This is a genomic window from Acinetobacter sp. YH12218, assembly GCF_013417925.1.
GTDB classification, from domain to species: domain Bacteria; phylum Pseudomonadota; class Gammaproteobacteria; order Pseudomonadales; family Moraxellaceae; genus Acinetobacter; species Acinetobacter amyesii.
Genome location: NZ_VPDB01000015.1, coordinates 44897 through 59391 on the forward strand (window position 1 = coordinate 44897; position 14495 = coordinate 59391).

At 42.4% G+C, this 14495-nt stretch carries 15 protein-coding genes; 5 read left to right on the forward strand and 10 right to left on the reverse strand.

The features are described from left to right. Window positions 1–7: 7 nt before the first annotated feature. Window positions 8–1177 (reverse strand): glycerate kinase, encoded by a 1170-nt coding sequence (locus FTV03_RS06420; protein WP_180040574.1) that lies wholly within the window; start codon window positions 1175–1177, stop codon window positions 8–10. An 83-nt stretch (window positions 1178–1260) separates the two neighbouring features. On the opposite strand from FTV03_RS06420, the gene FTV03_RS06425 reads away from it, so the two are divergent. Continuing rightward, window positions 1261–1710, forward strand: a complete 450-nt coding sequence (locus FTV03_RS06425; protein ID WP_168377894.1) for a carboxymuconolactone decarboxylase family protein — start codon at window positions 1261–1263, stop codon at window positions 1708–1710. A 78-nt stretch (window positions 1711–1788) separates the two neighbouring features. Here the strand turns inward: FTV03_RS06425 and FTV03_RS06430 are convergent, their stop codons facing one another. The 7 genes from FTV03_RS06430 to FTV03_RS06460 form a co-directional block, all read right to left on the reverse strand. After that, window positions 1789–2361: an HdeD family acid-resistance protein gene (locus FTV03_RS06430; protein WP_180010185.1), complete on the reverse strand. Its 573-nt coding sequence runs from the start codon at window positions 2359–2361 to the stop codon at window positions 1789–1791. 126 nt (window positions 2362–2487) lie between these two features. Further along, entirely contained in the window at window positions 2488–3246 is a 759-nt protein-coding gene (locus FTV03_RS06435) for a hypothetical protein (protein ID WP_180010184.1), read from the reverse strand. Between the two features lies 1 nt (window position 3247). Next, complete coding sequence (locus tag FTV03_RS06440; protein WP_180010183.1) at window positions 3248–4051, reverse strand: NYN domain-containing protein; 804 nt, start codon at window positions 4049–4051, stop codon at window positions 3248–3250. A 90-nt stretch (window positions 4052–4141) separates the two neighbouring features. Beyond that, the gene (topA, locus tag FTV03_RS06445; protein ID WP_078192741.1) at window positions 4142–6784 is read right to left on the reverse strand and encodes a type I DNA topoisomerase; all 2643 of its coding nucleotides are present in this window, start codon (window positions 6782–6784) and stop codon (window positions 4142–4144) included. Between the two features lie 38 nt (window positions 6785–6822). Then, on the reverse strand, window positions 6823–7272 hold the full coding sequence (locus FTV03_RS06450; protein ID WP_180005286.1) for an ammonium transporter: 450 nt from the start codon (window positions 7270–7272) through the stop codon (window positions 6823–6825). A 70-nt stretch (window positions 7273–7342) separates the two neighbouring features. Further along, the gene (locus FTV03_RS06455; RefSeq protein WP_180040575.1) at window positions 7343–8344 is read right to left on the reverse strand and encodes a hypothetical protein; all 1002 of its coding nucleotides are present in this window, start codon (window positions 8342–8344) and stop codon (window positions 7343–7345) included. 132 nt (window positions 8345–8476) lie between these two features. Further along, the gene (locus tag FTV03_RS06460) at window positions 8477–8722 is read right to left on the reverse strand and encodes a SlyX family protein (RefSeq protein ID WP_078189840.1); all 246 of its coding nucleotides are present in this window, start codon (window positions 8720–8722) and stop codon (window positions 8477–8479) included. A gap of 34 nt (window positions 8723–8756) precedes the next feature. On the opposite strand from FTV03_RS06460, the gene FTV03_RS06465 reads away from it, so the two are divergent. The 4 genes from FTV03_RS06465 (at window position 8757) to FTV03_RS06480 (ending at window position 13777) form a co-directional block, all read left to right on the forward strand. Continuing rightward, complete coding sequence (locus tag FTV03_RS06465) at window positions 8757–10661, forward strand: ATP-binding cassette domain-containing protein (protein ID WP_180040577.1); 1905 nt, start codon at window positions 8757–8759, stop codon at window positions 10659–10661. A 186-nt stretch (window positions 10662–10847) separates the two neighbouring features. Continuing rightward, window positions 10848–11609: a 3-oxoacyl-ACP reductase gene (locus tag FTV03_RS06470; protein WP_180040579.1), complete on the forward strand. Its 762-nt coding sequence runs from the start codon at window positions 10848–10850 to the stop codon at window positions 11607–11609. Between the two features lie 87 nt (window positions 11610–11696). Further along, a complete protein-coding gene (lpxL, locus tag FTV03_RS06475; protein WP_180040581.1) occupies window positions 11697–12632 on the forward strand; it encodes an LpxL/LpxP family Kdo(2)-lipid IV(A) lauroyl/palmitoleoyl acyltransferase in 936 nt (311 codons plus the stop codon). A 32-nt stretch (window positions 12633–12664) separates the two neighbouring features. After that, window positions 12665–13777 carry a glycosyltransferase family 4 protein gene (locus FTV03_RS06480; protein WP_180040583.1) on the forward strand — a complete coding sequence of 371 codons (1113 nt, stop codon included), beginning with the start codon at window positions 12665–12667 and terminating at the stop codon, window positions 13775–13777. Here FTV03_RS06480 and FTV03_RS06485 read toward each other — a convergent pair. Both FTV03_RS06485 and FTV03_RS06490 read right to left on the reverse strand, forming a co-directional pair. Then, complete coding sequence (locus FTV03_RS06485; protein ID WP_180040585.1) at window positions 13769–13930, reverse strand: hypothetical protein; 162 nt, start codon at window positions 13928–13930, stop codon at window positions 13769–13771. The two genes, FTV03_RS06480 and FTV03_RS06485, sit on opposite strands and share 9 nt — an antisense overlap. A gap of 26 nt (window positions 13931–13956) precedes the next feature. Then, complete coding sequence (locus FTV03_RS06490; protein WP_228144755.1) at window positions 13957–14262, reverse strand: hypothetical protein; 306 nt, start codon at window positions 14260–14262, stop codon at window positions 13957–13959. Window positions 14263–14495 lie beyond the last annotated feature (233 nt).

Genomic DNA, 14495 nt, shown 5'->3' on the forward strand with positions numbered 1-14495 from the left:
ACACTTTTCAGAACCGATCCATCTTAAGAGGAGTAGGTTCTGATCTTTTACATATAGAATTGATGAGATCTTTACAACTTTTTTCTAAGTATGTTTCTGCATTTTTTAATGTATCTTTCAACTTACAATCTGGTGGATTAATCCCAACAATCTGTGTGAAACCTAAATCATAGAGTTCTGCTATCCCCTCACCCACTAGACCAGTAAATGCGATCACAGGTTTATTATATTTTTTTGCAACTTGCGCCACACCAAATGGTGTTTTACCTAACTTGGTTTGATGATCAATTTTCCCCTCACCAGTCAGTACATAGTCTGCCTGTGCTATTTTTTCATTCAACTGACTTTGTTCAATGACCAATTCCACACCTGATCGCATTGATGCACCTGCAAAAGCCATCAACCCAAAACCTAATCCACCCGCAGCACCTGCACCTGCGAGAGCACGTAAAGTACAACCCAGTGTCGCTTCAACCACATCGGCATAATGACTGAGGTTCTGATCTAACTGACGTACCATCTCCTGCGTTGCGCCTTTTTGCGGGCCAAAGATATGGGATGCACCATTTTCACCACATAGTGGATTAATGACGTCGCTGGCAATGATAATTTCTGTATGCGCTAAACGTGAGTCGAGCTGCGTCAAATCAAGACTGTTAATTTGATCCAGATAACCACCACAAACTGCTATTTCGAAGCCATTTTCATCTAAAAATTGCGCCCCCAAGGCCTGCGCCATACCTGCACCGCCATCATTGGTCACACTCCCGCCCAAGCCAATGATAATTTTACTTACTCCAAAGTCTAGAGCAGCCTTGATCATTTCGCCCGTACCATAAGTTGACGTCAGTAATGGATTTCGCTGAGCCATATCGACAAGATGAATTCCATTGGCTTTTGCCATTTCAATCACCGCGGTTTTTCCTCCGTCAATCAAACCGAAATACGTCGTCACACGTTGATTGGGCAAAGGACCTGTAAGCGCTATCGGCACTTTTTGACCGTGGCAAGCACTGAGTAACGCATCCACAGTTCCCTCACCGCCATCTGCCATTGGCACAGCGATGACATTTGCATCAGGTATGAGTTTTAAAATTGCACGCCGCATCGCGTCACAGGCTTGTTGAGCACTCATACTTTCTTTAAATGAATCGGGCGCAAGAACAAAAGTGGTCATCTAAATGCTCAAAATAAAACTTGTCCTCAACCATAACGGTTTTAAAATAGCAGGTATATCTAAAAACATCAGAAAGGCTCGAAATGTCACGAATCAATCTAGGTCAGTCTGCACCTGAGCTATATAAAAAAGTCGCAGAACTTGATGCACTGGCAATGAAAAAAATAAATGAAGCTGGCCTAAGTGAAGGATTAGCTCATTTACTCAAATTACGTGCATCCCAAATCAACGAATGTGCGTTCTGTATTCGCATGCATGCGCAAGATGCACTTAAAACAGGTGAAAGCATTGAACGTATTAGCCTACTCAATGCATGGCGTGAAACTGCGTACTACGATGAAAAAGAACGTGCGGCTTTAAGCTTGATCGAAGCGATCACGTTAATTGCTGAAGGCCAAGTTCCCGATGCAGTTTATGAAGATGCTTTGCCCTTTTTAACAGATGAGCAAATCAGTGCCGTGGAATGGCTGGCTATTGTGATCAACACATGGAACCGAATTGCAATTAGTAGCCGCTATAGCGTTAAACCTTAACGGGTTGTACACATTAAAAGTGAATAAAAAAAAGAGTGCCTCAGCACTCTTTTTTTATTTATCAGATCCGCAAGCAGCTTACTGCTCTGCCGAGCTTTTCGGCACTTCACGTCGAATATAAGAAGCCAAAGTAAGGTAGTTGACCCCTTGGAATAAAATATCAACCGCCAAGAATAATCCTAATACCCAAAATGGCGCATCAGGCGACATCAAAATGATCACACCCGTAATCAAGGTCAATAGACCTGAAAATAGTGTCCATCCCCAACCTTGAAATGCTCGAAATAGCACAGCATTAAAGATACGAATGACCCCTGCAATGATCAAAATAATCGCCAATAAATTGGTCAGGACAATGGCCGTTTTGACAGGCGTTGAAAATGCATAATAGCCTGCGACCAAATACAGCACACCAAATAGTGCCCAGAACCAGCGGTAACCGCCTTCAAAAATTTTAAATGCTGCAATGAAATGGATTACGCCACCTAACATCATCAGCACACCAAAAATATAAATCACCGTAAGTGTCGCAAATGGCAAAGCTGCCAAAAGGACCAATCCGAAGACCACCAATAAAGCACCTAAACCGAGATACCACTTACGGTTTTCATGGAGCTGACTGCGAATTAAATCGTTGCCTACTGTTCTCATGTTTTTTCTCAAGTTATTCGTTATTCAATGGATTATGCAACTTCATGATGAAGAAAAATGAAAGAAAAGTCCAAATCTTATCCACACTGCCAATTGAAACTGTGGATAAAATACGCTTTATCCACATTATTTGTTCCATCCCACTTCAATCGCTGTGACGTCATTCACCACAGTATCAGCTAAATCTTCAGGCATTTTACTTTGCGTCTGTGAGGTAGGAATATGCCCTGCCATTAATTCAGCTTTGCTTTGTGGAAACAAAGGCTGCCGCTGGGGCTCTGCATAACCGACAGGGAAGATTGGCTGACCTGTGGCCAAATCATACTTATCCGTTGCACCAAAAGCGTGTAATAACTCATGGGCTAAAACGATTTTATTCTGCGCAGTCTGTTTATTCGATGCAAATAAATTCACCGATCCAATTCGACCATTTTCCAAAGCTGTGGAATGTTTAAGTTCTTTGGTTTGAGTCGGATCGTAATAATTTAAAAATAGCGTCACACTCGAAACACCATCTACATTTTCATGCTGCTGCCAAGCATAGTAGCGGAATTTCAAACTCCATAAGATAACGTCCAACATGCCAGCATCATTGGGTACTTTGGGAGGTAAAACTTTCAGCTCACGACCTAACTTAAAATACACATAAGTCGGTTGTCCTCGGTATTTCTGTGCCGTCGTTTGTAAATATTGTTGAACATCGTTTAAATCATTGACAGAAAGCTGCTGTATATAAGCTTGTGTGCTCTCTCGACCATCTGCATTAATTGGATGTAACAATACAAAGATCGGTTTACTCCAGTCTTGATTTTTGTCTTTATAGGCATTGACTGCGACAACCAATAAAATCAACAATAAGCACAGTACCCGAATTTTTTTCCACATTTTAAATCATACTCTGCTTTTTTATCTTTCTTAAATACATTTGACTCATTTCTATTTTTGTTTCAAACAAATTTAGCGTTTTAATCAGTCCAGATAATTTTGCTCGACCGTAGTTTCTAGAATCAAAGTCAGGTTTGACTGCGCTGATATATTGCCCAACCATACTTAAATTGGCCCATCCATTTTCATCCGCATTATCTTTCACAGCTTTATAAATCAAATTTAATGTGGGTTTATCAATGATTTCAGTGATTGTATTCTCTTTAATCTGCACAGATGGCTTTGGTTCACTTACTTTTGTATTTTCAATGACTTCTTTAATTGGTGAAACAATAAGATCTTCTTCAGTATTTTTTAGCTCATTATCTTGCAGTAAGTTTTCAACATAAATAAATTTATCACATGCTTTTTTAAATGCCTCTGGCGTCGACTTTTTTCCAAAACCGTAAACACTTAGCCCATTTTCACGAATTCTAGATGCTAAAGGGGTAAAATCACTGTCGCTTGAAACAATACAAAAGCCATCCAATGCACCTGCGTACAGCAAATCCATCGCATCAATGATCAAAATCATATCCGTTGCATCTTTGCCCTTTGTGTAAGCAAACTGCTGAACAGGTGTGATTGCATGAGGAAGTAAGACTTCACGCCAATTTTTTAAGGTTTCGCTGCTCCAATCTCCATAAACGCGTTTAACACTTGCGATTCCATATTTTGCAACTTCTTCCAACACAGATGGAATAGCATTGATTGATGAGTTATCCGCATCTATGAGTACAGCAAACTTTTTTGTTTGAATTTCCACTATTCCCCCAATCATTTTTATCATTTAAATTTTGATTAATTCTGACATAAAAAATGCCGACCGAAGTCAGCATTTTATTGATTTTAAAGCTTAAGCCTCAACCCACTTACCGTCTTGGTACACCAAAGACCATTTGGTTTGTTTGCCTTCAGCATTTTCAGAACCAATATATTGTGCTTGATTCTTACGGCTGAATTTCACCAATGTTGGGTTTCCTTCAGGATCGACATCCGGTGCTTGCAAGATAAACTGATATTTCGCATCCAACTGATCTGCGACAGAACGTAGTTCCGCGACTTTAGGCGCACGGGTTTCACGTACTTTCGGGAACTTACTCGCAGCTAAGAATAAACCTGCTGCGCCATCACGAAGGACAAAGAAGTCATCATGTTTGGTTGAACGTAAGTGTTCCATTTTAATTGGATCTACACGTGGAGGTGCAGGCTGACCGCTCTTCAACACTTTACGTGTATTGTCACAGCTATTACATGCAAAGTATGGACCGAAACGGCCTGTCTTCAATTGCATTTCGCCATCACATTTGTCGCAAGGAATAGTTGGGCCATCATAACCTTTGATTTTGAACTCACCTTCTTCAAGCTCAAAACCAGCGCAGTCTGGGTTATTACCACAGATATGCAACTTACGCCCACCATCAATCACATAGCTATCCATGGCTGTTTCACAGATTGGACAACGTTTTTTCGACATCAAATCTGCTGTTTCTGCCGAGTCATCGTCAGACAGTGCAGCCAATGATTCTACAGGTGTCAGGTTTAAAGTTCCCTTACAACGCTCTTTTGGCGGTAAGTTATAACCTGAACAACCCAAGAACACGCCTGTAGTCCCTGTACGAATCTGCATCGGACGATCACATTCTTTACAGTGCACCGCATCCACTTCTACAGGTAAATTACGGCGCATGCCATTTTCACCCTGAGCTGTGGTTAAACGTGTTTTAAAATCACCGTAGAAGCTATTGAGTAACTCTTTCCAGTTACGATCACCATCAGCGACTTTATCCAGCTGACCTTCAAGATCTGCCGTGAATGCATAGTTCATCAAGTTATTAAAGTTTTCATCGAGACGGTCTGTCACGATTTCACCCATTTTCTCGGCGAACAAACGACGGTTATCAAGCTTCACATAACCACGGTCTTGAATGGTTGAGATAATCGCAGCATACGTCGATGGACGACCAATCCCTTTTTTCTCAAGCTCTTTGACCAATGATGCTTCAGTGAAGCGCGCAGGTGGTTTAGTAAAGTGCTGCGATGGATCTAATTTTTCAAGTTTCAGTACTTCACCGACTTTTACAGCAGGTAACAGTACATCATCATCCGATTTGTTTTGGCCACGCACTTTAGTGAAACCATCAAAGACCAATGTACGGCCTTTGGCTTTGAGTTCGACGCCATTGGCATTGACTAAAATCGTTGATGATAAATATTCTGCAGGGGTCATTTGACATGCAACGAACTGACGCCAGATCAAGTCATAAAGACGCTGTGCATCACGCTCTACACCCACCAAACTATCGCCTTTTAGCGCGACATTTGATGGACGAATCGCTTCATGGGCTTCTTGCGCACCAGCTTTATTGCCGTAGCGATTTGGTTTAGCCGGTAAATATTTTTGACCAAACTCAGTTTCAATATGACCACGAACCATATTTACAGCGTCATCACTCAAGAATGTTGAGTCTGTACGCATGTAGGTAATAAAGCCGGCTTCATATAACCGCTGTGCCAACATCATGGTTTTCTTCACAGAAAAACCTAAACGTGTACTTGCTGCTTGTTGCAATGTAGACGTGATGTAAGGCGCGCTTGGATTAACCTTGGTGGGTTTGTCTTCACGTGCTGAAACTGTGTAGTCGGCATCTTTAATCAGGTTCAGTAAAGCATCCGTTTCAGCTTTATTGTGCAGTTTTAAAGTCTTGCCATTTTGCTTCACCGCTTCTAAGCGGATATCGTCTTTCTTCGACTTGGTATCTGCAAAAACTTGCCAAAATTCTTCTGGAACGAAGGCACGAATTTCACGTTCACGCTCAACCACAAGTTTAACAGCCACAGATTGCACACGACCTGCCGATAAACCACGGGCGATTTTTTCCCATAAGAGTGGCGAGATCATAAAGCCCACAATACGGTCGAGGAAACGACGGGCTTGCTGAGCATTGACTTTATCTGTATCCAGGCGAGAAGGATGTTTAAACGCTTCTTGGATGGCATTTTTGGTAATTTCGTTGAACACCACACGTTGATAACGTGAGTCGTCACCGCCAATGACTTCTTTTAAATGCCAAGCAATTGCTTCTCCTTCCCTATCCATATCCGTTGCGAGATAGACCTCGTCAACTTGCGATGCAAGCTTTTTCAGTTCCGCAACAACATGTTCTTTACCCGGTAGGACTTCGTACTGTGCCTTCCAGTCATTTTCAGGGTCTACACCCATACGATTAACCAAAGCTTTTTGTGCTTTTTTGGCTTTTTCAGCTTCAGTTAATTTCGCACGAGTTACTGGCTTTTTCTCTGCTGTTTTACTCGAGCCGCCTGTAGGCAAATCACGGACATGACCCACCGATGATTTTACGATGTAATCAGAGCCCAAATATTTATTGATTGTTTTCGCTTTTGCAGGCGATTCCACAATCACTAACGCACGCTTTTTCCCAGCATCGGCAGATTTTGCTGTGGTACTTTTAGATGTGGACCGAGGAGCGTTCGCCATAGTTAACCATCATTCCTGTTTAATAGGTTTTTTAAAATTTAAAGTTCAGCCAATGAATGTAAAAATGCTTTCATATCTTCAAGCTGTGTGGCTCTTAAGTCAGATTCTTCGTTCCAATAGAGTCCTACACAGTTTGCCTGCATATCAATAGCATAAATGCCCTTTAATGTAATGGCTAAATCCTTGAACTTGTCATCACCATGTACCAGTTCAAGTTTGTCATCGACCACTAAAGCACGCATTAAAGGCAAACGCGCATCTGGAATCAGCACACTGTAATACGCCACCATACTGGCACGTTTTTCAGAAGCCATTGGAATCTTGGTCCAAGCAGGTGCAGCCACTAAACGTGGGTGCAGCCCCATCTTACGCGCCTTCTCGCGCATAATGCCTAAGGCTTTTTCTCTAGGATTTACTCGAAGTCCAAAAATCGACCCAAGTACAAAGACCACAATAAAAACAGTAACCCAGATTCCAGTATTTTCCATAGCACAACCTTTATATTCCTTTATTAGAGTTGCATAAGCGCAATATAAAACGCAAGTTCACTCGATAAAATTAATTCAGGAACATCTCGTGGCTATATAGCACTTCGTGACCATTCCAATAGATATATCCTTTTTCGATCAACTCTTTAAGTAATAATCGAACATCAGATTGTGGGAACATTTGCTCCAATAAATCACGTAAGGCGTAGATATCTTTTGGTTTATCTGACTTTAATTCATGCAATTTTCGGATCACTTCCATTTGCACAGGATCAATTTTATTGAAATTTTTAAATAAGCCTTGTTGTGCAGCCTGAATCATCGATGCCGTATCATCAGTCTTTGAGGTTTGATCTTCGAGTGAAGCAGTAAATGCATTCAGGTCTGTTTTTATCGGCAATGCTGTTTCAGCAGTCGCATTTAAATCTAGCTGTACCCATTGTTTGAGTACTTTTTTTCGAATCGAAATTTGCTCATCAAAGCGTTTGACGATTTTTAGATTGATCAACATACCAACCAAATGCTGAGCTTTTTCGCTAGAGACTTGCAAAATATTCATCAGCGAGTTTTTCAGTTTATGCAAACTGTTGGGTTTGCCACTGAGTTTTTCCAGACCATCACAATAGTGTTTAATCAGTAATAAATCAGGTTTATTCCGAATGGTTTCAAGGTCAGGAATTTTATATTTCACTTTATGTGAAACTTCTTGTTCTGACTGAATTTGAATGAGATGTGCGCTGAGTCTAGAGCCGTCCAATTGTTCCATCAGTAATTCAATATCAGGCATCGCTGAAATCACTTCAATATGCGCATCTAGATCCATCAAGGCCATCAGTTGCCCCACAATCACCGCATATTCAAATTCTTTTTGCGGCGTTTCTGGAATATCCAAAACCACCAATTGGCCACTCACGATCCACCCTGCAATTTCAGTTAAATCTTCAAGTGCATATTCAAATTTTCCGCTGCAGCTAAACACATACAAAGTACTGTAATGTTCAATGATATTGCGCAATAGATTTGCTGTGGGCGGGTTATTTTCCAAATCTAGCAGGACAACTTTTTGACTCATGAGATGAAATAATGGGTTTCGATCAGCAGATGCGGTGCATTAGACCTGTCACGCTGCAAAAGGTCAAATAAATTTACACCAATCCACAGCTTTGGCGCTGATTCGTCATCTGCCTGTCATTCAATATCGACATTAATAATGCGGTGGGCGGTTGGTCATTGGGTCAAATGCTGCGATGCCTTCAGATAAATCTGCCGATTCAATACGACGATACAACATCTGCATTTGTTTCTTTAAATCAGCGATTTCGGCATTTTGACGGGCAACTTGATCATTCAATTGATCAACTAAATCATCTAAAAATGCAATTCGGACTTGCAAATCTTCAATGGGTGCGGAAAATGACGCCTGTTCATCAAGATTTTGTTGTGTAGTCAATTTACACTCCTCATATAAGATTTCAGGAAACATTATGGCCTATATTACCTTAAGGGACGTCCAGCTTGCGTTTGGCGGACCTTCCCTACTCGACGGCGCGAACTTCAGTTTAGAGCGTGGCGAACGAGTGTGTTTAATCGGTCGTAATGGTGAAGGTAAGTCTACTTTACTTAAACTGATTGAGGGAACTTTATTGCCAGACGGGGGTGAAGTTTCATTGCAAAATGGCATTACGATTTCAATGCTTGCTCAAGATGTACCCATGGATTCGGGCAAAGTTGCTGATATTGTTGCCGATGGTGCAGGTGAAGCTGCAACTGTATTACGTGCTTATCATGAAGCCAGCGAAGCCTGCGTACTCGGCGATATGGACGCCTGTGAGCGCATGGGTAACCTACAACATCAGATGGATCAAATGGATGGCTGGTCACTTGAAACCAAGGTGAATGCCATCCTCAGTAAAATGGGCCTAGACCCAGAAGCTGACCTTGCAGATTTGTCTGGTGGTCGTAAGCGTCGTGTTTTGTTAGCACGCGCCCTTTTAACGCAGCCCGATGTATTGCTACTCGACGAACCGACTAACCATTTGGACGTTGAAAGTATTGAATGGCTCGAAAAATTCTTACTCGATCAAAACAACTTAACTCTGTTGTTTATTTCGCATGACCGGTCATTTGTCGACAATATTGCGACTCGTATCGTGGAACTTGACCGCGGCATTTTGCGTAGCTATGAAGGCAACTATTCACGTTACCTCGAACTCAAAGCTCAGCAAATGGAAGCTGAAGAAAAGCAAAATGCGCTATTCGATAAAAAACTCGCTGAAGAAGAAGTATGGATTCGTCAGGGCATTAAAGCGCGTCGTACCCGTAACGAAGGTCGTGTTCGTGCCTTAAAAGCATTGCGTGAAGAGTCTAAAGCGCGCCGTTCACAACAAGGCAAAGTGAGCATGGCAACGCAAGATGCGCAGCGCTCAGGTAAAGTGGTCTTTGAAATTGAAAACTTAGCTGTGCAATTTGGCAACAGCGCGCCAATCATCAAAGATTTCTCGGCACTGGTATTACGTGGTGACCGTATCGGCTTAGTCGGTGACAACGGTGTGGGTAAAACCACTCTTATCAAAGCTATTTTGGGTGAGCAAGAACATACTGGTACAGTAAAAACAGGTACACAGCTTGAAGTTGCTTACTTTGATCAGCTTCGAAATGCACTTGATCTTGAAAAATCAGTGAAAGATAACGTCTCTGAAGGCTCAGACCATGTCGATGTAAATGGTAGCCGTCGTCACATCTACAGTTATTTACAAGACTTCTTATTCTCTCCAGAACGCGCACGTACACCGGTTAAAGCACTGTCTGGGGGTGAGCGTAACCGTATTCTGTTGGCGAAACTGCTACTGAAACCATCGAACCTTATCGTGATGGACGAACCGACCAACGACTTGGATATGGTAACTCTTGAACTGTTGGAAGAAATGCTCAGCGCTTACAAAGGCACACTGTTACTGATTTCGCATGACCGTGCCTTTATGGACAACGTGGTGACATCAACTTGGGTCTTTGATGGTAAAGGTCAAATCGATGAATACATCGGCGGTTACCAAGACTATTTGGAACAGCGTCCTGACCAAACTGTCGTGGATCAAAAAAGCGATGTGAAAAAAGCCATGGCTAAAGCCGAAGCAGCGGCTGCCGCTGCGGTGCCTAAAAAAGTCAAGCTCAGCTATAAAGACCAACGTGCCCTAGAACAACTGCCGACTGAAATTGAAGCATTGGAACAAGAGCAAGCTGAATTGTCTGAAAAATTAGCCGACGGTTCTTGGTTCATGACTGACGCAGATGCTGCAACCCAAGCATCACAACGTCTAGCTGAAATTGATGACGAAATGCTGGAAAAAATGGAACGTCTAGATGAGCTAGAAACGCTTGCTAAAGGCTAAGTCCACAAATATTCCACACAGAAAAAGCCGTATTTCGATACGGCTTTTTTTATCTCGTATGACTCGACTGAATTATTAGATCGGATGACTCAGTTTCAAATTGGAGCATACAGCGTCTGTAAAGACGATTCCGCTAATGTGAAAAGCTTGCTATGGTGACGCTCAATATTAGATTGAGTCACGAGCATGCAAATTTCAGATCAAATTGTCTTGGTTACAGGGGGCGCACGTGGCCTCGGTTTGGCGATTAGCCAAACGTTAATTGCTGAAGGCGCACGCGTGGTCGTGAACTATCTATCCAGTCAAACTGCAGCAGAACAATTGACTACCGAATTTCCTCAGCAAGTGTTTGCCTATCAAGCAAATGTCACCGATAAAGCTCAAGTAGAACAGCTCTTTGCTGCAGCAGAATCACATTTTGGGACCGCGATCACCTCTGTCGTGAATAATGCCCTTATCCATTTTCAATTTAATGGCGATGCCCGTCCTAAAATTGAAGAACTGACTGCACAGCACTTACAGCAACAGTTTGATGGCGCAGTCGTCGCTGCACTCAACACCACGCAAGCGGCGCTTCCCAAGATGAAAGCACAGGGTTTTGGTCGCATTGTGAATATTGGTACCAACCTGATACAAAACCCTGTCGTGCCTTACCACGACTACACTGCAGCAAAGGCAGCTCTGTTGGCCTTCACCCGCACAGCGGCGCATGAGCTAGGTGAGTTTGGGATTAACATCAATATGCTTTCAGGTGGCTTATTACAAAGCACCGATGCCAGTAAAGCCACACCCGATGCCGTGTTTGATTTAATTGCGGCATCGACACCTTTACGCACAGTGACCACGCCTGAAGAATTTGCTGCGGCCATCATGATATTCTTGTCCCCTTACTCACGTGCAGTCACCGGGCAGAATTTGATTGTCGATGGCGGTTTAGTCAAAGGTTAAGTCTAGCGCAGCATGAGTTTGAACTTTCTCTTTCAATTCAGCTTCATGCTAAACTGAACCCTATTTTTTAATCTTTGATTTAGCCCTATGAGTCAAAAGCCAACATATCAACCCGGAAAATTCCAATGGTCTTTCTTACTTCCTCAGTATTGGGGAATTTGGATAGGGATTGTATTTCTTATGATTTTGGCGATTCTTCCATGGGCAGTTCAATATCGCCTTGGGCAATTCCTCGGTTCTGTTGCATTTAATAATCTCAAATCACGTCGTAAAACCACGATTCGCAACATGGAAGTTTGCTTTCCTGAATGGACGGCAGAACAGGTTGAAGCCAATGCAAGACAGGTTTTTATCGACCAAATGATTGGTATTTTTGAAACCTTAAATGCATGGTACAGCCCGCAGTGGTTCAAAAATCGGGTGCAAATTGAAGGCTTAGAACATATTCAAAATGCACAAGCTGAAGGCAAAGGTATTTTACTCCTCGGCACACATTCTACCCTGCTCGATGCTGGTGGCTATTTATGCGCACAGTTCTTTGAGCCGGATGTGGTTTATCGTCCGCAAAATAATCCGCTGTTGGATATGTTGATTGTGCGTTGCCGTGCCACCATCTATGCCAACCAAATCGACCATGATGATATGCGTGGCTTAATTCGCAATCTGAAAAATGGCCATGCCATTTGGTACACTCCCGATCAAGACTTTGGTTTAAAACAAGGGGTCATGGCTCCGTTTTTTGGTACTCCCGCAGCCACTGTTACTGCGCATCGTCGCTTATTAAAAATTGCTAAAGCGGTAGCGATCCCATTGTATTTTTATCGAGACGGCGACATCAGCAACCCTCAATATCATGTGCTGATTGAACCTGCTTTAGACAATTTTCCGAGTGACGATGAAGTTTCGGATGCTATTCGAACCAATAAAATTATTGAAAATCAGCTGCGAATCGCACCGACACAATACATGTGGTTCCATCGCCGCTTTAAAACCCGCCCACAAGGCTATGACAAAATCTATTGAGTTCAACTCAGCACATAAAAAAGAGAAATGCTATGAAAGTGATGCAGCTTTTACCTGAATTGAACAGTGGTGGTGTCGAGCGAGGAACCTTAGAAATAGCTCGTGCTTTAGTGACCGCCGGTCATGAGTCCTTAGTGGTTTCAAATGGTGGCCGTATGGTGACTCAATTGGAAGCCGAAGGCTCAACTCATCTCACACTCGCAATCCATAAAAAAGCCTTATCAAGCTTATGGCAAATTCGTCCTCTACGTAAACTGATTGAGCAACATCAACCAGATATCGTGCATGTGCGCTCACGTGTCCCCGCGTGGCTCACGCATTTTGCCCTCAAAGGGATTCCAGCTAACAAGCGACCTCACCTGATTTCAACTGTACATGGTTTTTATTCGATTAATCGCTACAGCCAAATCATGACGCAAGCTGAAAAAGTCATTGCGGTCTCGGATAGTGTTGTCAAATACATCATGGACAACTACAAAAACTGTCCTACCAAGGACATTGTGCGTATTTATCGTGGCATTGACCCCGCTGCTTTTCCACATGGCTATCAACCCTCAGCACAGTGGCTCAATCAAACCCTAAAAGACTTCCCTGAACTAGAAAATAAGCGTCTGATTTGCTTACCAGGCCGTATCACCCGTTTGAAAGGTCATGAAACCCTGATCCATTTAATGGAACAGCTACAAACACAGTATCCCGACGTACATGCGGTGGTGGTCGGTGGTGCAGATCCGAAAAAAGCGGCTTATTTACAAGAAATGCAAGACAGTATTGCGGCTAAAGGGCTGAGTGATCGGATTACTTTTGTCGGTCATCGTTCAGATATCCGTGAATGGTTAGCTTTTAGCGATTTGGTTTTGTCTTTGTCGAGCCAAGCGGAAACCTTTGGACGGACTGTACTCGAAGCACTGTCTGTAGGTACACCTGTGATTGGTTGGAACCGTGGTGGTGTAGCTGAAATTTTATCCAATGTCTATCCGCAAGGTTTAGTCACTGTAGATGATGAAATACAATTACTCAATACCTTAAAGTTGCATTTAGACCAACCACAACACGTGCAGCCTATCAACATGTTTAGTTTAAAAGAGATGTGTGATCAGACTTTAGCGTTGTATACGCAAGTGGCCTCTCAGCATTCAGCTTGATTGACTACACGCCATAGATAATTGCTGTGCAGGATAACGCTCGGAAAATTTTTTTAATTCAGCAACTCGATCAACATCTAGAAAGGATATTGTGAAATGCACAATATCTTTTTTTCTATTAGGATTTTTTAACTGGCGATTTAATCCTTTCATTTAGCCCTTCAATTTCGAGCTTCCACTTAGCCCTTCCATACACGGTATCGGGCCATCAACCAAAGGATCAGCGGCAACAACATGACATTTAGAATATGTTTCAAACTTTGCCCTATACGCCAAAAGCCTCTATCTAAAATATCATGGCGTGCATTAAACAATTCCAATCCCACTGCGACGACCACAACCGTCCAAATCGCATAAGGTGATTTCAATTGGCGGTGATGGCAAAAGGCCACAAAAAAGAACAGGATTAAGCCAAGGTAAATGGAAAGTGCATCGGTGGATAAGTGTGTAATCTGCAATATTTTTTGGTGCCATTCGGACAGCATAGAACGTCTCATACCTATATTTTTATTGGAAATTCATCGTTTTTTTCTTGGCACACTGTATAAAGAAATTGATCAAAAGAAAAGCAAAAAATTCTATATCACAAAACTCTGTACACGACAAATTTCATAGGATCCTTGTCCTATCAGGCTTTTTCTTTCTTAAAATTGCTAGCACTTTCTTAAATTCTTCTTTTTTTCCAAAACCAATCAAACGTAGAATAGCCATTTGAACA